Here is a 16,579-nt window from a genome sequence, read left to right on the forward strand (position 1 = left end):
ACGACCGGTGACGGCCGCCGCGCTGCGCTCGCCCGCCGACGAGGCGCGCGAGGCGACGCAGGCCCTCGGCGCGTGGGCGGCCGGGCTGCGGTGGGCCGACGTCCCGGCCGACGCGCGGGAGCGGCTGCGGCTGGTGCTCCTGGACTCCTTCGGCGTCATGGTCCTGGGGGCGCGCCAGCCCGAGCAGCGGGCGCTCGTGGCGGCGTGGCGCCCGGGGGCCGGGCCGGCGCCGCTGGTCGGCGGGGGGCTGTCGACGACGGTCGAGGCCGCCGCCTGGCTCAACGCGAGCGCGCTGGTGCGGCTGGAGCTCGACGAGGGCCACAAGTACGCCAAGGGCCACCCCGGCGCGCACGGCCTGCCCGCGGTCCTGGCGCTCGCGGCCGACCTGCGGGCGCCCGGCCCCGACACCGCCGCGGCGCTGATGGCCGCCTACGAGGTCGCCGCCCGCTTCGGCCGCGCCACCCGGCTGCGCCCCGGCATGCACCCCCACGGCAGCTGGGGGGTGGCCGGGGCGGCCGCGGGCTGCGCCCGGCTGCTCGGCCTCGACGCCGACGGGGTGGCCGCCGCCGTCGACACCGGGGCCGGCCTGCCCGTGGCGGGCCACTTCGACTCGGCGCTGGACGGCAACCCGGTGCGGGACGCGTGGATGTCGGCGTCCAACGTCGCGGGGCTCGCCGCCGCGCGGATGGCCGCCGCCGGGGTGGCCCGCAACACCGGGACGGCGGCCGGCTCGCTGGGTGAGCTGCTCGGCTCCTTCGACGCCGCGGCCCTGACCGAGGCGCTCGGCGAGCGGTGGGACGTGCGGCACGGCTACTTCAAGCGGCACGCGTCGTGCTCGTTCACCCACCCGGTGGCCGACGCGGTGCTGCGGCTGCGCCCGGAGCTGACCGACCCCACCGACGTCGACGAGGTCGTCGTCGAGACGCACTCCCTGGCCGCCGGCCTGGCGCGCACCTCCTGGGACTCCCGTCTCGGCGCGCTGTTCAGCGTGCCGTTCGTGGTGGCCGCGGCGCTGGTGCACGGGCACGTGGGGCCCGAGGCGTCCGCGGCGGAGGCCCGCTCGGACGCCCGCGTCACGCACCTGGCCGGCCGGGTCCGCGTCGTGCGCGCCGACGACCTCGACGCCCGGCTGCCCGACGAGCGCGCCGCCCGGGTGACCGTCCGGGCCGCCGGGCGGGAGCTCGCGCTGGAGGTCCCCAACCCGGTCGGCGACGCCGCCCACCACCCGTTCGACGAGGACGACGTGGTCGCGCTGCTCTCCGCGCTGCTCGGGGACGACGAGGTCGTGGCCACCGTCCGGGAGGTCGCCGCGGGCCTGCCCGACGCCCCGGACGTCGCCCCCCTGCTCGGACGGCTGGCCGGATGACCCGCCCGTCCGACCGAACCCCGAGGAGCTCCGTGCGCATCTACGCCGTCACCCCGATCCACGTCCCCGCCGAGGAGCTGGCCCGGCGGCAGGCGCGCTACGACGCCCTCTGCCCGCCGGGGCTGAGCGTGGAACTGCACGACATCGGTTCCGGGGCCCCGCGCGCCCTGGACACCGAGCAGCAGGTGCGCGACAGCGAGGGCATGGTCACCGAGGCGCTCCGCGCGGCGCCGGACGAGGCGGACGCGCTGCTGCCCGACTGCGTGCTCGACCCCGGCGTCCCCGCGCTGGCCGGGACCCTCGGCCGTCCCGTCTTCGGCCTGCTGCGCACGAGCATGACCTGGAGCGCGCTCGCGGGGCGCTCCGTCGGGGCGGTCACCCGCAACCGGCCGATCGCCGACGAGCTCGCCCGGCAGGTCGACGTCTACGGCCTGGGCGGCTCCTTCACCGGGGTGGAGGTGCTCGACCTGGACGTGGACGCCATCCACCAGGCCGATCGCTGGGGGGCGTCGCTGGAGGCGGTGGTCGGGCGGATGAGCCGGGCCGGCGCCGGCGACCTGGTCAACGGCTGCAGCGCCGTCGACCTGCCGGCGGAGGCCGCGGACTGGCCGGTGCGCGTGGTCGACCCCACGGCCCTGGCCCTGCGGCTGATCGCCGCGGGGGAGGCGGCGGCGTGAGCGACACCGGACCCGACCTCGTCGTCGCAGGGGCGGGCGGCGGCCTGGCCGCGGCCCTGCGGGCGGCGCAGCACGGGTTGGACGTGCTGGTCGTCGAGGTCAGCGAGCACTTCCGCCGCGGCAACAACACCTCGATGTCGACGGCGATGATCCCCGGCGCCGGATCGCGCTTCCAGCGGGAGGCCGGCATCGAGGACTCGCCGGATCTCTACGTCGAGGACATCCGGCGCAAGACGAAGGGGGAGGCCGACGAGCGGCTTGCGCGGGCCCTCGCCGAGGTGAGCGCGCCGCTGGTGGAGTGGCTGGCCGACGACGTCGGGCTGCCGCTCGCGCTCGTCACCGACTTCCACTACCCGGGTCACACCGCCGACCGCTGCCACACGATCGAGGGCCGGCACGGCACCGTCCTGCTCGACCACCTGGTCGCCGCCGTGAAGGCCGAGGAGCGGATCGACCTGCTGGTCCCCGCCAAGCTGGTGGACGTCCTCCTCGACGACGAGGGCCGGGTGCGCGCCGCGGTCATCGAGACGCCCGACGGCGCCGCGGAGGAGGTCGAGACGCCGGCGGTGCTGCTGGCGACCAACGGCTACGGCGCCGACCGGGCGTTGGTCGCCCGCCACCTCCCGGAGATCGCCGACGCCGTCTACCACGGCAGCGAGGCCTCCCGCGGGGACGCGCTGCGGATCGGCGCGGAGCTCGGGGCGGCCACCGGCTACCTCGACGCCTACCAGGGCCACGGGGCGCTGGCGGCGCGGTCGTCGACCCTGGTGGGCTGGGCGACGGTCATGCACGGCGCGGTGATCGTCGGCCAGGACGGCCGGCGCTTCGGGGACGAGACGTCGGGCTACTCCGAGTACGCCGCGGTCATCGCGCGGCAGCCCGGCGCGACCGCCTGGATCGTCCTGGACCAGCGCATCCACGACGCCTGCCTGCCGTTCACCGACTTCCGCCAGACCATCGAGGGCGGCGCCCTGGTCTGGGCCGACGACGTCGCCGGCCTCGCCGCGGCCACCGGGCTACCGGCCGACACGCTGGCCGAGGAGCTCGGCGCAGCCGCCGCCCTGGCGCGCGGGGAGGCCGAGGACCGCTTCGGCCGCACCTCCTTCGAGGCCGAGCTCGCCCCGCCGCTGGCCGCCGTCCGCGTCGTGCCGGCGCTCTTCCACACCCAGGGCGGTCTCGTCGTCGACGAGCACGCCCGCGTCACCCGCCCCGACGGCTCGGTCATCCCCGGGCTCTACGCGTCCGGCGGGGCGGCGGCCGGGATCTCCGGTCACGGCGCCGCCGGCTACCTGGCCGGCAACGGCCTCCTGCCCGCCCTGGGCCTGGCCTACCTGGCCGCCGACCACGTGGCCGCGGGCCACGGCCGGCCGGCCGCCACCCCCTCCGAGGAAGGAACCGCATGACCCGCCTCCAGACCCTTGTCAAGAACGTCACGGTCGTCCGGCCGGACGTCCCCGGCGCCGAGGACGGCGAGGCCCTCGACCTCGGCGTCGCCGACGGGAAGTTCGTCCGGGTGGAGCGGGACATCCCCGCCGAGGACGCCGACGTGGTCGTCGACGGCCGCGGCCGGGTGGCCTTCCCCGGCGTGGTCGACGCGCACCAGCACTGGGGGATCTACAACCCGCTGGGCGAGGACGCCGAGACCGAGAGCCGGGCCAGCGCGCAGGGCGGCGTCACCACCGGGCTCACCTACATGCGCACCGGGCAGTACTACCTCAACGAGGGCGGCCCCTACCGGCAGTTCTTCCCCAAGGTGCTCGCGGCGTCCGAGGGCCGCTCCTACATCGACTACGCCTTCCACCTCGCGCCGATGTCGCAGGAGCACATCGCCGAGATCCCCGAGCTCATCGAGGAGTTCGGCGTCACCTCGTTCAAGATCTTCATGTTCTACGGCGGGCACGGCCTGCACGGCGCGTCGTCCGACCAGAGCTCGTTCCTGATGATCCCGCAGGGGGAGCGCTACGACCTCGCCCACTTCGAGTTCGTCATGCGCGGCATCCAGGAGGCGCGGGAGAAGCTGGCGGACAAGGCGCCGCACGTCTCGTTGTCCCTGCACTGCGAGACGGCCGAGATCATGACCGCCTACACCCGGATGGTCATGGAGGAGGGGACGCTGACGGGCCTGGCCGCCTACAGCGCCTCCCGTCCCCCGCACTCCGAGGGCCTGGCCATCACGATCGCGTCGTTCCTCGCCGACGAGACCCAGCTGCCCAGCATCAACCTGCTGCACCTGTCCTCTCGCAAGGCGCTCACCGCGGCGCTGCGGATGGCGAAGGTCTTCCCGCACGTCGACTTCCGGCGCGAGGTCACCATCGGCCACCTGCTGGCCGACATCGACACCGCGCACGGGCTGGGCGGCAAGGTGAACCCGCCACTGCGGCCGCGCGAGGACGTCGAGGCCCTGTGGGAGCACCTGCTCGCCGGCGACCTGGACTGGGTCGTGAGCGACCACGCCTGCTGCAAGGAGGAGCAGAAGTTCGGCGAGCCGCGGGACGACATCTTCCTCGCCAAGTCGGGCTTCGGAGGGGCCGAGTACCTGCTCCCCGGCCTGGTCGGCGAGGGGAGCCGCCGGGGGCTGTCCTACCGGCGCATCGCGGAGCTGACCTCCTGGAACCCGGCCCGGCGCTACGGGCTGCCGGGCAAGGGGACGATCGGGGTCGGCTACGACGCGGACTTCTGCCTGGTCGACCCGTCGGCGACCTGGACGGTCGAGGCGGCGAAGTCCGAGTCGACGCAGGAGTACACGCCCTTCGAGGGCTTCGAGCTCGGCGCGAAGGTGACCGACACGTGGGTGCGCGGCACCCAGGTCCTCGCCGACGGAGCGATCACCGGCAGCCCGACGGGCCGCTACCTGCACCGGCCCTACACCGGCTGAGGCAGCCGGACCCCGGCCGGAGCGCCGACGGCCCGTCTCCCCGGAGGGAGGCGGGCCGTCGGCGTCCGTGCGTGGTCAGCCCTCGAGGGAGGCGTCCAGGGTGATCTCCGTGCCGGTGAGCGCCTTGCTCACGGGGCAGCCGACCTTGGCGGCCTGGGCGGCCTTGTCGAAGCCGGCGGCGTCCAGGCCCTCGACCTCGCCCCGCACGGTGAGCGTGATGCCGGTGATGGTGGGAGCGCCGTCCTGCTGGCCGAGCGTGACGTCGGCCGAGACCTCGAGGGACTGCGGCGTACCGCCGGCCTTCCCGATCTCGCTGGAGAGCGCCATCGCGAAGCAGGCGGAGTGCGCCGCCGCGATCAGCTCCTCGGGGCTGGTCGTGCCCCCGGCCTCGTCGGCGGCCCGCTTGGGGAAGGAGACCTCGTAGGTGCCGATCTTGGAGCTGGAGAGCTCCACCTGCCCCGAGCCCTCCTGCAGGGTGCCGTTCCAGGCGGTACGGGCGGTACGTGTGGGCATGCTGCCCCTTCCGGGCCGTGGCCGCCTCTGGCTCGGGCGGCGCCGTGGCCGCCCTCCTACCCGCCCGCGGGGCGACCTACCGTGCGGAGTCGGGGTGGTCGGCGACCTCGGTCGTCCCGTTGACCCGCTCGGTGAGCAGCCGGAGCCGCGCCTTGAGGTCGTCGAACTCGCTGGCGTCGAACCCGATGGCCCCGATCATCTCCTCGGAGATGGCCACGGCCTTGTCCTCCAGGGCCCGGCCGGCGTCGGTGAGGGCGATGGAGACCGAGCGCTCGTCCTCGACGCGACGGTGCCGCGTGACCAGACCCGCCGCGGTCAGCCGCTTGAGCAGGGGGGAGAGGGTGCCGCTGTCCAGTGCCAGCCGGGAGCCGAGCTGGCCGACCGTCTGGTTGTCCTGCTCCCAGAGGAGCAGCATCACCAGGTACTGCGGGTAGGTGAGACCGATCGCGTCGAGCATGGGGCGGTACCGCGCGGTCACCGCGCGGGACGCGGCGTACAGCGCGAAGCACAGCTGGTCGTCGAGCGCGACGCTCGGAGCCGGCAGGGCGGTCATGGAGCCAGTCTAGGGGGCTCCGCGAACGCGGCCGGGACCTTTCGCCCCTACCTCGCCCCTGAGGGTGGTCCGGGGACGCGGCGGGTGGAGGGTCGAACCCGGCAGAGTTGAGCGGAACAGACTCAACCCCCGGCTCGTTGCAACGACCGATGACGCCGGCTACGTGACGGACGGCGTGCCCGAGACAGGAAGGACGTGCCCCCCAGCATGGAGAGCAAGCTGACGACCCGTTCGCAGGAGGCGGTCGCCGGTGCCCAGCGCCTCGCCGTCGGCCGGGGTCAGGCGGCTCTGGAGCCGCTGCACCTGCTGGTCGCCCTCGTCGAGCAGGCCGACGGCATCGCCGGCCCCCTGCTCACCGCGGTCGGGGCCGACCCGGCCGACGTGCGGAGCAAGGCCGACGCGGCGCTGCGCCGCATGCCGAGCGTGAGCGGTGCCACCGTGTCGGCCCCCTCGCCCTCGCGGGAGTTCCTCCGGGTGATCAACGCCGCCTCGGAGCAGGCCGGGGCGCTCGGTGACGAGTACGTCTCCACCGAGCACCTGCTGGTCGCGCTCGCCGGCTCGGAGGGGGAGGCCGCCGCCGTGCTCACCAGCGCGGGCGCCACCCCTGACGCGCTGCTGGCCGCGTTCCGCACGGTGCGCGGCAACCGCAAGGTCACCACCGCCGACCCGGAGGCGACCTACCAGGCGCTGGAGAAGTACGCCGTCGACCTGACCCAGCGGGCGCGCGACGGCAAGATCGACCCGGTCATCGGCCGGGACACCGAGATCCGCCGCGTCGTCCAGGTGCTGTCCCGCCGCACCAAGAACAACCCGGTGCTGATCGGCGAGCCCGGCGTCGGCAAGACGGCGATCGTCGAGGGGCTGGCCCAGCGGATCGTCGCCGGCGACGTCCCGGAGAGCCTCAAGGGCAAGCGGCTGATGGCGCTCGACCTGGCCTCGATGGTGGCCGGCGCCAAGTACCGCGGTGAGTTCGAGGAGCGGCTCAAGGCCGTCCTCCAGGAGATCACCGACGCCGAGGGCGAGATCGTCACGTTCATCGACGAGCTGCACACGATCGTCGGCGCGGGCGCGACCGGCGACGGCGCGATGGACGCCGGCAACATGATCAAGCCGATGCTGGCGCGCGGTGAGCTGCGCATGGTCGGCGCGACCACGCTCGACGAGTACCGGGAGCACATCGAGAAGGACCCGGCGCTGGAGCGCCGCTTCCAGCAGGTCTTCGTCGGTGAGCCGAGCGTCGAGGACACCATCGGCATCCTGCGCGGGCTCAAGGAGCGCTACGAGGTGCACCACGGCGTCCGCATCACCGACGGTGCGATCGTCGCGGCCGCCACGCTGTCGGACCGGTACGTCACCTCCCGGTTCCTGCCCGACAAGGCGATCGACCTGGTCGACGAGGCCGCCAGCCGGCTGCGGATGGAGATCGACAGCCGCCCCGTCGAGGTCGACGAGGTGGAGCGGGCCGTGCGCCGGCTGGAGATCGAGGAGATGGCGCTGGCCAAGGAGGACGACCCGTCCTCGGTCGAGCGGCTGGCCGCCCTCCGCGAGGACCTCGCCGACAAGCGCGAGGAGCTCGCCGAGCTGACCGCCCGCTGGCAGCAGGACAAGAGCGCCATCGGCCGGATCCAGGCGATCAAGGAGGAGCTCGAGCGGCTGCGCCTCGAGGCCGAGCGGGCGGAGCGGGACGGCGAGCTCGCGCGGGTCGCCGAGCTGCGCTACGGCCGGCTGCCGCAGCTGGAGAAGTCCCTGGCCGAGGCCGAGGCGTCCGTCGAGACCGGCGACTCCATGCTCAAGGAGGAGGTCGGCCCCGACGACATCGCCGAGGTCGTCCAGGCCTGGACCGGCATCCCGGCCGGCCGGCTGCTCGAGGGCGAGACGCAGAAGCTGCTGCGCATGGAGGAGGGCCTCGCCGGCCGGGTCGTCGGGCAGCCCGACGCGGTGCGGGCCGTCTCCGACGCGGTCCGGCGGGCGCGCTCCGGCGTCGCCGACCCCGACCGGCCGACCGGGTCGTTCCTCTTCCTCGGCCCCACCGGCGTCGGCAAGACGGAGCTGGCCAAGGCGCTGGCGGAGTTCCTGTTCGACGACGAGCGGGCGATGGTCCGCATCGACATGAGCGAGTACTCCGAGAAGCACTCGGTGGCCCGGCTGGTCGGCGCGCCGCCCGGCTACGTCGGCTACGAGGCCGGCGGCCAGCTCACCGAGGCGGTCCGGCGCCGTCCCTACACCGTCGTGCTGCTCGACGAGGTGGAGAAGGCCCACCCCGACGTCTTCGACGTGCTGCTCCAGGTGCTGGACGACGGCCGGCTCACCGACGGGCAGGGCCGGACGGTGGACTTCCGGAACACCATCCTGATCCTGACGTCGAACCTCGGCTCGCAGCTCATCGCCGACCAGTCGGTGCCCGAGGAGCGGCGCCGCGACGCGGTGATGGGGGTCGTCCGGGGCCACTTCAAGCCGGAGTTCCTCAACCGGCTCGACGACGTCGTGGTCTTCCGGGCGCTGGGCAGCGAGGAGCTGACCGGGATCGTCGACATCCAGGTCGGCGTCCTGGCCCGCCGCCTGGCCGCCCGCCGGCTGACGCTGCGCGTCACCGACGCGGCGCGCGAGTGGCTGGCGCTCAACGGGTTCGACCCGGTCTACGGCGCCCGCCCGCTGCGCCGGCTGGTGCAGTCGGCGATCGGCGACCAGCTCGCGAAGGCGCTGCTGTCCGGCGAGATCCGGGACGGCGACGAGGTCGTCGTCGACTGGCCGGGCGGCGACGTCGAGGGCCTGACTGTCGCCCGCGGCGCGTGACCCGCACGCACGACGGGCGCCCCGCACCCGCCGGACCCGGCCGGGTCCGGCGGGCGCCGGTGGCCGAACGGGTGCGACCGCGTGCCGTGCTGGTCCGCCCGGAAGGCGTCGTCCATGATCGCGGCGACGGGGAACGACGAGCGGAGGAACGATGACGGCGGGCCAGGACGACCAGCACGGTCGGCAGCAGGGGCAGCCCGAGGGGCAGGGCGGCCAGCAGCAGCCGGGCTGGGGTCCGCCGCCGGGGCAGCCACCGCAGGGCGGCCAGCCCCCGTACGGCGGACAGCCTCCCTACGGACAGCCTCCCTACGGACAGCCTCCCTACGGACAGCCTCCCTACGGACAGCCTCCCTACGGACAGCCTCCCTACGGCCAGCCCCCGTACGGCGGTCAGCCGCCGCAGAGCCCCTACGGCCAGGGGCAGCCGAACCCCTACGGCCAGAACCCGTACGGCTACGCCCCGGCCCCCTCGGCGCCCCAGGGCTGGGGCCCGGACGCGCCCCAGCCGATGGAGCGCCCGCTCACCGTCCGCGCCGGGCTGGGCGCCTTCCTCGCCTCGCTCGTGCTCAGCGCGGTGGCGGCGGTCGTCACGCTGCTCAACTGGGACCGGTTCGTGACCTGGACCCTCGACCGGTCGGGCACCGATCTCCAGGGCCCCGAGTTCGAGGGCCTCGACGCGGAGGCGTTCGCCGAGCTCGTGGGTCAGGTGACGATCGGCTTCACGATCCTCCTCCTCGCCCTGCAGCTGCTCTTCCTGTGGTTCGCCTGGCAGGGGCGCAACTGGGCGCGGATCCTGCTGTGGGTCCTCGGCGGCCTGGCGCTGCTCGCGGGGCCATTCAACGCCGTCGCGAGCGGGCCGCTGCCCTTCGTGACGGCGCTCTCCTGGTTCCAGCTGATCCTGACCGGGGTCGGGGTGGTGCTGCTGGCGGCGAAGCCGTCCAACGACTGGTACCGCTTCCGCAAGTGGCAGCGCGCCACCGGGCAGGGCTGAGCCCCGAGGTCGCTCAGGCCCGGCCGGCGGCCAGCCAGTCCCGCGTCGTCCGCGCGACCAGGCTGGCCGCCGCCGCGACCGAGAGCACCAGCAGCAGCAGCGCGACGACGGTGACCCCGCCGGCGGTGAGCATCGTGGAGAGCAGCACCAGCGCCAGGAGGACCGTCGAGACCACGCCGGCCCAGAGCCCCCACCGGCGGTGGCGGGACACCGCCCAGGCCGAGACGGCGTAGGTGATGCCCAGGACGAGCGGGGCGGTGGTGTTGACGAGCAGGAACTGCTGGGCCTCGTCCGGGGTCAGCCCGGCCTCGGTGAGCGCCTGGGTGACGCCGTCGCGGCCGAGCCAGGTGATCGTCACGTACAGCAGCAGCAGGACGGCGAGCGTCGCCAGCAGCGCCATGGCGACCCGCACCGACGGCGGGGCCTGCGGGGTCGCGTCGCCGTCGACGGGGCGGGAGCGGGGATCGGCCGGCACCCCTCCAGCCTGGCAGACGGCCCGCCCCGGGCCGGCGCGGTGGCCGGGTTTCCCGCTCGAGTCGAATCCGGATCGGCCCCGGCAGGGGAACACCGTTCGTGACCGTGCCGGCGCCCCCGCGCGACGACCGGCCCGGTCCGGGTGGTCCCGGCCACGCCCCACCGGCCGCACCGCGGCCGGTGCCCCACGAGGATCGACCGCGACGCGGCCGTCGCGCCGGACGAGGAACAGGAGCACCACCATGACGCGCACGCTCCCCCGCGGGATCCTGCTCGCCGCCGTCTCGAGCCTCGGGATCGCGCTCAGCGCCTGCGGCTCCGACGACGACCCCGCGGCCGAGAGCGCCGCCACCACGGCGCCCGGCACCAGCAGCCCGGCCCCGGAGAGCAGCGCCGCCGTCCCCGTCCCCGGTGGGCCGTTCGGCGAGGGCTGCGCGGCGGTCCCGGCCGAGGGCCCCGGCAGCTTCCAGGCCATGAGCGCCGCCCCGGTGCTCACCGCCGCCGGCACCAACCCGGCGCTGTCGACGCTGGTGCAGGCGGTGCAGGCGGCCAACCTCGTCGAGACCCTCGACACGACCCAGGACATCACCGTGCTCGCCCCTTCCAACCCGGCGTTCGAGGCGCTCCCGGCCGACGCGCTGCAGGGCCTGCTCGCCGACACCCCGGCGCTGACCGCGGTGCTCACCCACCACGTCCTCCCGGGCCGCCTCGCCCCCGGCGAGCTCGCCGGCACGCACACCACGCTGAACAACGACGAGGTGACGATCGAGGGCTCGGGCGAGGACTTCACCATCGGGACGGACGCCACCGTCGTCGGTACGGAGGCCTCGGTGATCTGCGGGAACGTGCAGACCGCCAACGCCACCGTCTACATCATCGACCAGGTGCTCCAGCCCGCCGCCGGCTGACCTGGTGGTCCGCCGTGGGACCGTCGGCTCAGTAGGGTCCGGGCATGCAGAAGGACCACGTTCCCCCCCACACCTCGTCCCTCGGCGCGGGCCCCGGGAGCGCGGCCTCGCTGCCCGACCGCGACCGGCTGCTCCAGCTGATCATCGATCTCGCCGTGGTGCACGGGAAGGTCACGCTCTCCTCCGGGCAGGTGGCCGACTGGTACATCGACATGCGCCGGCTGACGCTGCACCACGAGGGCGGGCCGCTGGTGGGCCGGGTGATGCGCCAGCTCACCGGCGACCTGCGCTACGACGCCGTCGGCGGGCTCACCCTCGGGGCGGACCCGGTCGCCACCGCGATGCTGCACGCGGCCGCGGCGGGGGAGGGCTTCCTCGACGCCTTCGTGGTGCGCAAGGCGGGGAAGGCGCACGGCCTGCAGCGGCGGATCGAGGGCCCGGACGTCGCCGGGCGCGCCGTCCTCGTGGTCGAGGACGTCTCCACCACCGGGGGCAGCCCGCTGACCGCCGCGGAGGCGCTGCAGGAGGCCGGCGCCGAGGTGGTGGCGGTGGCGGTGATCGTCGACCGGGGCGGGCGCGCGGCGGTCGAGGAGGCCGGGTACGAGTACCGGGCCGCGTTCACCCTCGCCGACCTCGGCCTCGACTGACGGCCCGCTGGGATCAGGGACCCTGATCATGGAGCGTCCTCCCTCACCGTGGGCGCTGAGGGAGGACACCGCGTGATCAGGTCACCTGATCATCGCCGGTGGTCCTACGGTGTGACGGTGACCACGACGACGGCGACGTGGCTCGCCGAGCTGACCGACGCCCTGGGCCCCGACAGCGTCCTGACCGATCCGGACGTGACCACCTCCTACGCCCGCGACCAGGCGATGATGGCGCCCGCCGGCACGCCCGCGGCCGTGGTCTTCCCCCGCCGCACCGAGGAGGTCGCCGCGGTGCTGCGGGTCGCATCGCGGCACGGCATCCCCGTGGTGCCCCGCGGTGCGGGCTCCGGGCTGGCCGGCGGCAGCAACGCCGTCGACGGCGGGATCACGCTGGTGATGACCCGCATGGACGCCGTCCTCGAGATCTCCACGGCCGACCGGCTCGCCGTCGTCCAGCCGGGGGTCGTCAACAAGCAGCTGCGCGACGCCGTCGCCGGTAGCGGGCTCTTCTACCCGCCGGACCCCTCCAGCTACGACTGGTGCACGATCGGCGGCAACCTGGCCACCAACTCCGGCGGCCTCTGCTGCGTCAAGTACGGCGTCACCACCGACTACGTGCTCGGCCTGGAGGTCGTCCTCGCCGACGGGCGCGTGCTGCGCACCGGCCGGCGCACGGTCAAGGGGGTGGCCGGCTACGACCTGGCCCGCCTGTTCGTGGGTTCCGAGGGGACGCTCGGCGTCATCACCGAGGCGACGCTGGCGCTGCGCCCCGCGCCGAAGGCCCCGGTCACCCTCGCCGCCTCCTTCGCGACGACGGCGCAGGCCGGGCAGGTCGTCGAGCGGGTGGTCACCGGCGGCCTGGTGCCCAGCCTGCTGGAGATCATGGACGGCACCTGCATCCGCACCGTCGACCAGGTGCTCCGGGCCGGCCTGGACCACGACACCCGCGCGCTGCTGGTGGCCCAGTCCGACGCGGGCGGCGCGGCCGCCGCCGAGGAGATCGCGGCGCTCACCGCGCTCTGCGAGGAGGCAGGCGCCCAGTTCGTGCACTCCACCGAGGACCAGGCCGAGGGCGATCTGCTGCTCGCGGCCCGGCGGATGGCGCTGCCCGCCCTGGAGCGGGTCGGGGGCGCGGTGCTCATCGACGACGTCGCCGTGCCCCGCTCGCGGATCGCCGGATTCCTGGACGGCTGCGACGGCATCGCCGCCGACCGCGACGTCGTCATCGGCGTCGTCGGCCACGCCGGCGACGGCAACATGCACCCGACCGTCTGCTTCGACGCCTCGGACGCCGACCAGCGCGAGCGGGCCTACGCGGCGTTCGACGACATCCTCGCCCTCGGGCTGTCGCTGGGCGGGACGATCACCGGCGAGCACGGGGTCGGCACCATCAAGCTCGACTGGCTGGAGCGCGAGATCGGCCCGGTGGCCCTGGACGTGCACCGCTCGATCAAGTCCGCGCTCGACCCGGCCGGCCTGCTCAACCCCGGCACGGTGTTCCGCAGCACGCCGGCGGGTGCCACGCTGGGGCGATGACCAGAGAGCGGTTCCTCGTCATCGGCGGCGACGCGGCAGGGATGTCGGCCGCGGCCCAGGCGCGCCGGCTCCGGGGCGCCGACGACCTGGAGATCGTCGTCCTGGAGCAGGGCGACGTGGTCTCCTACTCCGCGTGCGGCATCCCGTACTGGATCGGCGGGCAGGTCGAGGACCGCGACGCGCTGATCGCCCGCACGCCGGCGGAGTTCGCCGCCCGGGACATCACCGTGCACACCGGCACGAGGGCGGTGGAGATCGACGCAGACGCCGGGAAGGTGGTCACCGACGCCGGCGAGCGGGTCGGCTACGACCGGCTGCTCGTGGCCACCGGCGGGCGACCGAACCGCCCACCGATCCCCGGCCTGGACTCCCCGGGCGTCTTCGGCGTCCACCGGCTCGACGACGGCGCCGCCATCCGGGCCGCCCTGGACGCCGGCCCGCGCCGCGCCCTGGTGCTGGGCGGCGGCTACATCGGGCTGGAGATGGCCGAGGCGCTGCAGCGCCGCGGGCTCGAGGTCACCGTGGTGCTCGCCGACCCGCTGCCGATGCAGCTGCTGGACGCCGACATGGCCGAGCGGGTCTGCGCCGGCATGGGCGCCATGGGCATGGAGATGCACCCCGACCAGGCGGTGCGGGAGATCCTGGTCGACGGGTCCGGCCGCGCGCGGGGCGTGCGCACCGACGCCGGCAGCTACGACGCCGACCTGGTGGTCCTCGGTCTCGGCATGGGCCCCGAGGTGGGGCTGGCCGAGCAGGCCGGGATCCGGCTGGGCACCACCGGCGCCATCGCCGTCGACCGCACCCAGCGCACCCGCTCGCACCCGGAGATCTACGCCGCCGGCGACTGCGCGCAGACCTTCCACCGGGTCACCGGCGAGGCCACCCACGTCGCCCTGGGCACCCACGCCAACAAGCAGGGCCGGGTGGCCGGCTCGGTGATCGGCGGGCGGGCGGCGCGCTTCGCCGGCGTCCTGGGGACGGCCCTCACCAAGGTGGGAGACCTGGAGATCAGCCGCACCGGGCTGTGCACCACCGAGGCCGAGGAGGCGGGCTTCGACCACCGCACCGACACGATCGAGGCGACGACGAGGGCCGGCTACTACCCCGGCGCCGAGGAGATCGCGATCAAGCTCATCAGCGAAGCGGGGTCGGGGCGGCTGATCGGCGCCCAGATCGTCGGCGGCCCCGGCAGCGGCAAGCGGATCGACGTCCTGGCCACCGCCATCTGGGCCGGGATGACCGCCGAGGACCTCGCGGGCTCCGACCTCTCCTACGCCCCGCCGTTCTCGCCCACCTACGACCCGGTGGTCGTCGCCGCCCGGGTGGTCAGCCGGATCGAGCAGGGCTGACCGCGCGGTCGCCCGGTCGGGGGCAGCTGCGGCCCACGGTGTCGCCGGGGGAGGCGCGGCGCGATACTGATCACCGACGTCCGCACGTACAGCGCCGTACAGCCGTTCCCGACGGAGGAGTGCCGCATGCCCATCGCCAGCCCCGAGGTCTACGCCGACATGATCAGCCGGGCGAAGGAGGGCGGGTTCGCCTACCCGGCGATCAACTGCACGTCCTCGGAGACCATCAACGCGGCGCTGCGCGGGTTCGCCGACGCCGGCAGCGACGGGATCATCCAGTTCTCCACGGGGGGCGCGGAGTTCGGCTCGGGCACCCGGGTGAAGGACATGGTCACCGGCGCGGTCGCGCTGGCCGAGTTCGCCCACGTCGTCGCGGAGAAGTACCCGGTCAACGTGGCGCTGCACACCGACCACTGCCCGAAGGACAAGCTCGACTCCTACGTGCGCCCGCTGATCGCGCTGTCGAAGGACCGGGTCGACGCCGGGCAGGCGCCGCTGTTCCAGTCGCACATGTGGGACGGGTCGGCGATCGAGCTCGGCGAGAACCTCGACATCGCCGAGGAGCTGATGGAGAAGTCGGCGGCCGCCAAGATCGTCCTGGAGCTCGAGATCGGCATCGTCGGCGGTGAGGAGGACGGCGTCGTCGCCGAGATCAACGAGAAGCTCTACACCGCCGACGGCGACTTCCTGCGCACCGCGCAGCAGCTCGGGCTGGGCGAGCGCGGGGTCTACCTGCTCGCGGCCACCTTCGGCAACGTGCACGGGGTGTACAAGCCGGGCAACGTCAAGCTGCGCCCGGACGTGCTGCAGCGCGGCCAGGCGCTGGTCGCCGAGGAGTTCGGCCTGGGCGAGGACGCCAAGCCGTTCAACCTGGTGTTCCACGGCGGCTCCGGCTCGGCCGAGTCGGAGATCCGCGAGGCGATCTCCTACGGCGTCGTGAAGATGAACGTCGACACCGACACCCAGTACGCCTTCACCCGGCCGATCGCCGGGCACATGTTCGCCAACTACGACGGCGTCCTGAAGATCGACGGCGAGGTCGGCAACAAGAAGGCCTACGACCCGCGCAGCTACCTCAAGGCCGCCGAGACCGGCATGGCCGCTCGCGTCGTCGAGGCGTGCGAGCACCTGCTGTCGGCCGGCCAGTCGCAGGGCGCGTGACGATGAGCCACTCCCACGGCAACCTGCTGGGCGAGCCGCCGGCCACGCTGCTGCCGGCCACGCCCGAGGCCGACGCCGAGCTCGCCCAGGGCGCCACGCTCGCCGAGGTCGCCGCCCACCACCCGACCGTGAGCGCGGTGTGGGCGGGCCTGGCCGAGGAGGCGATGAGCCGTCCCGAGCGGGCGCTGGGCGACACGATCCAGGCCTACGCCTACGCCCGCACCGGCTACCACCGCGGGCTGGACGCGCTGCGCCGCAACGGGTGGAAGGGCTACGGCCCGGTGCCGTGGTCGCACGAGCCGAACCAGGGGTTCCTGCGCTGCGTCACCGTCCTCGCCCGGGCGGCCGAGGCGATCGGCGAGACGGCGGAGGCCGAACGCTGCACCCAGCTGCTCCGGGACTGCGATCCGACGTTGGCCATCTGATCGTTCACGATCGGTAACGGGCGGTCCCCGTGTGCGGGCCGCCCGTTCCGCGTCCAACTGCACTTTCGGGTCGACGGGTTTGGATCGGCGCCGTCGTGATCACTACGCAGAGTGCTCGGCGCCAGAAAGGCGCCCTGGAGAGGAGACCTCTGATGGCCACCCTGCTCTGGATCCTCGCCGTCGTCCTCGTGGTCGCCGGTGTCGTCGCGATCGTCCGCAAGGAGATCGTCTGGGGGATCGTGCTCATCGTCCTCGGGCTGCTGGTCGGGCCCGGCGGGGTGAGCATCTTCACCTGATCGACCCCGGGCCCC

At 74.4% G+C, this 16,579-nt stretch carries 16 protein-coding genes; 13 read left to right on the forward strand and 3 right to left on the reverse strand.

What is annotated here, in order from left to right:
• Positions 1–7 precede the first annotated feature (7 nt).
• From ACI792_RS09485 to ACI792_RS09500, 4 genes are read left to right on the forward strand one after another with little or no spacing between them, the layout of a single operon-like run.
• A complete protein-coding gene (locus tag ACI792_RS09485) occupies positions 8–1,366 on the forward strand; it encodes an MmgE/PrpD family protein (RefSeq protein ID WP_456602378.1) in 1,359 nt (452 codons plus the stop codon).
• Positions 1,367–1,398: 32 nt separating this feature from the next.
• Positions 1,399–2,043, forward strand: coding sequence for an aspartate/glutamate racemase family protein (locus ACI792_RS09490; RefSeq protein WP_456602379.1), 645 nt, complete (start codon positions 1,399–1,401; stop codon positions 2,041–2,043).
• Entirely contained in the window at positions 2,040–3,446 is a 1,407-nt protein-coding gene (locus ACI792_RS09495) for an FAD-dependent oxidoreductase (protein WP_456602380.1), read from the forward strand. The genes ACI792_RS09490 and ACI792_RS09495 overlap by 4 nt, the downstream gene beginning before the upstream one ends.
• Positions 3,443–4,918, forward strand: a complete 1,476-nt coding sequence (locus ACI792_RS09500) for a dihydroorotase (protein WP_456602381.1) — start codon at positions 3,443–3,445, stop codon at positions 4,916–4,918. Before ACI792_RS09495 ends, ACI792_RS09500 begins: the two co-directional genes overlap by 4 nt.
• A gap of 75 nt (positions 4,919–4,993) precedes the next feature.
• Here the strand turns inward: ACI792_RS09500 and ACI792_RS09505 are convergent, their stop codons facing one another.
• Positions 4,994–5,431 (reverse strand): OsmC family protein, encoded by a 438-nt coding sequence (locus ACI792_RS09505; protein ID WP_456581050.1) that lies wholly within the window; start codon positions 5,429–5,431, stop codon positions 4,994–4,996.
• 76 nt (positions 5,432–5,507) lie between these two features.
• Positions 5,508–5,984 (reverse strand): MarR family winged helix-turn-helix transcriptional regulator, encoded by a 477-nt coding sequence (locus ACI792_RS09510; RefSeq protein WP_456602382.1) that lies wholly within the window; start codon positions 5,982–5,984, stop codon positions 5,508–5,510.
• Between the two features lie 207 nt (positions 5,985–6,191).
• Between ACI792_RS09510 and clpB the strand changes: the two genes are divergently transcribed.
• The gene (gene clpB, locus ACI792_RS09515; protein ID WP_456581052.1) at positions 6,192–8,777 is read left to right on the forward strand and encodes an ATP-dependent chaperone ClpB; all 2,586 of its coding nucleotides are present in this window, start codon (positions 6,192–6,194) and stop codon (positions 8,775–8,777) included.
• A gap of 508 nt (positions 8,778–9,285) precedes the next feature.
• Positions 9,286–9,768, forward strand: coding sequence for a hypothetical protein (locus ACI792_RS09520; protein ID WP_456602383.1), 483 nt, complete (start codon positions 9,286–9,288; stop codon positions 9,766–9,768).
• A gap of 13 nt (positions 9,769–9,781) precedes the next feature.
• Here ACI792_RS09520 and ACI792_RS09525 read toward each other — a convergent pair whose 3' ends face one another.
• A complete protein-coding gene (locus tag ACI792_RS09525; RefSeq protein ID WP_456581054.1) occupies positions 9,782–10,243 on the reverse strand; it encodes a hypothetical protein in 462 nt (153 codons plus the stop codon).
• 241 nt (positions 10,244–10,484) lie between these two features.
• On the opposite strand from ACI792_RS09525, the gene ACI792_RS09530 reads away from it, so the two are divergent.
• The 7 genes from ACI792_RS09530 to ACI792_RS09560 all read left to right on the forward strand — a co-directional run bounded on the left by ACI792_RS09530 (position 10,485) and on the right by ACI792_RS09560 (position 16,564).
• Positions 10,485–11,150 (forward strand): fasciclin domain-containing protein, encoded by a 666-nt coding sequence (locus ACI792_RS09530; RefSeq protein WP_456602384.1) that lies wholly within the window; start codon positions 10,485–10,487, stop codon positions 11,148–11,150.
• Between the two features lie 44 nt (positions 11,151–11,194).
• Positions 11,195–11,797 carry an orotate phosphoribosyltransferase gene (pyrE, locus tag ACI792_RS09535; protein WP_456602385.1) on the forward strand — a complete coding sequence of 201 codons (603 nt, stop codon included), beginning with the start codon at positions 11,195–11,197 and terminating at the stop codon, positions 11,795–11,797.
• Between the two features lie 117 nt (positions 11,798–11,914).
• Entirely contained in the window at positions 11,915–13,333 is a 1,419-nt protein-coding gene (locus ACI792_RS09540) for an FAD-binding oxidoreductase (RefSeq protein ID WP_456602386.1), read from the forward strand.
• Positions 13,330–14,682 carry an FAD-dependent oxidoreductase gene (locus ACI792_RS09545; RefSeq protein WP_456602387.1) on the forward strand — a complete coding sequence of 451 codons (1,353 nt, stop codon included), beginning with the start codon at positions 13,330–13,332 and terminating at the stop codon, positions 14,680–14,682. The genes ACI792_RS09540 and ACI792_RS09545 overlap by 4 nt, the downstream gene beginning before the upstream one ends.
• 126 nt (positions 14,683–14,808) lie before the next feature.
• Positions 14,809–15,843: a class II fructose-bisphosphate aldolase gene (fbaA, locus tag ACI792_RS09550; protein WP_456581059.1), complete on the forward strand. Its 1,035-nt coding sequence runs from the start codon at positions 14,809–14,811 to the stop codon at positions 15,841–15,843.
• A gap of 2 nt (positions 15,844–15,845) precedes the next feature.
• Positions 15,846–16,268: a DUF3151 domain-containing protein gene (locus ACI792_RS09555; RefSeq protein WP_456581060.1), complete on the forward strand. Its 423-nt coding sequence runs from the start codon at positions 15,846–15,848 to the stop codon at positions 16,266–16,268.
• Positions 16,269–16,420: 152 nt separating this feature from the next.
• Positions 16,421–16,564, forward strand: a complete 144-nt coding sequence (locus tag ACI792_RS09560; RefSeq protein ID WP_346620395.1) for a GPGG-motif small membrane protein — start codon at positions 16,421–16,423, stop codon at positions 16,562–16,564.
• Positions 16,565–16,579 lie beyond the last annotated feature (15 nt).

The sequence above is a fragment of the Blastococcus sp. SYSU DS0669 genome (assembly GCF_054050895.1).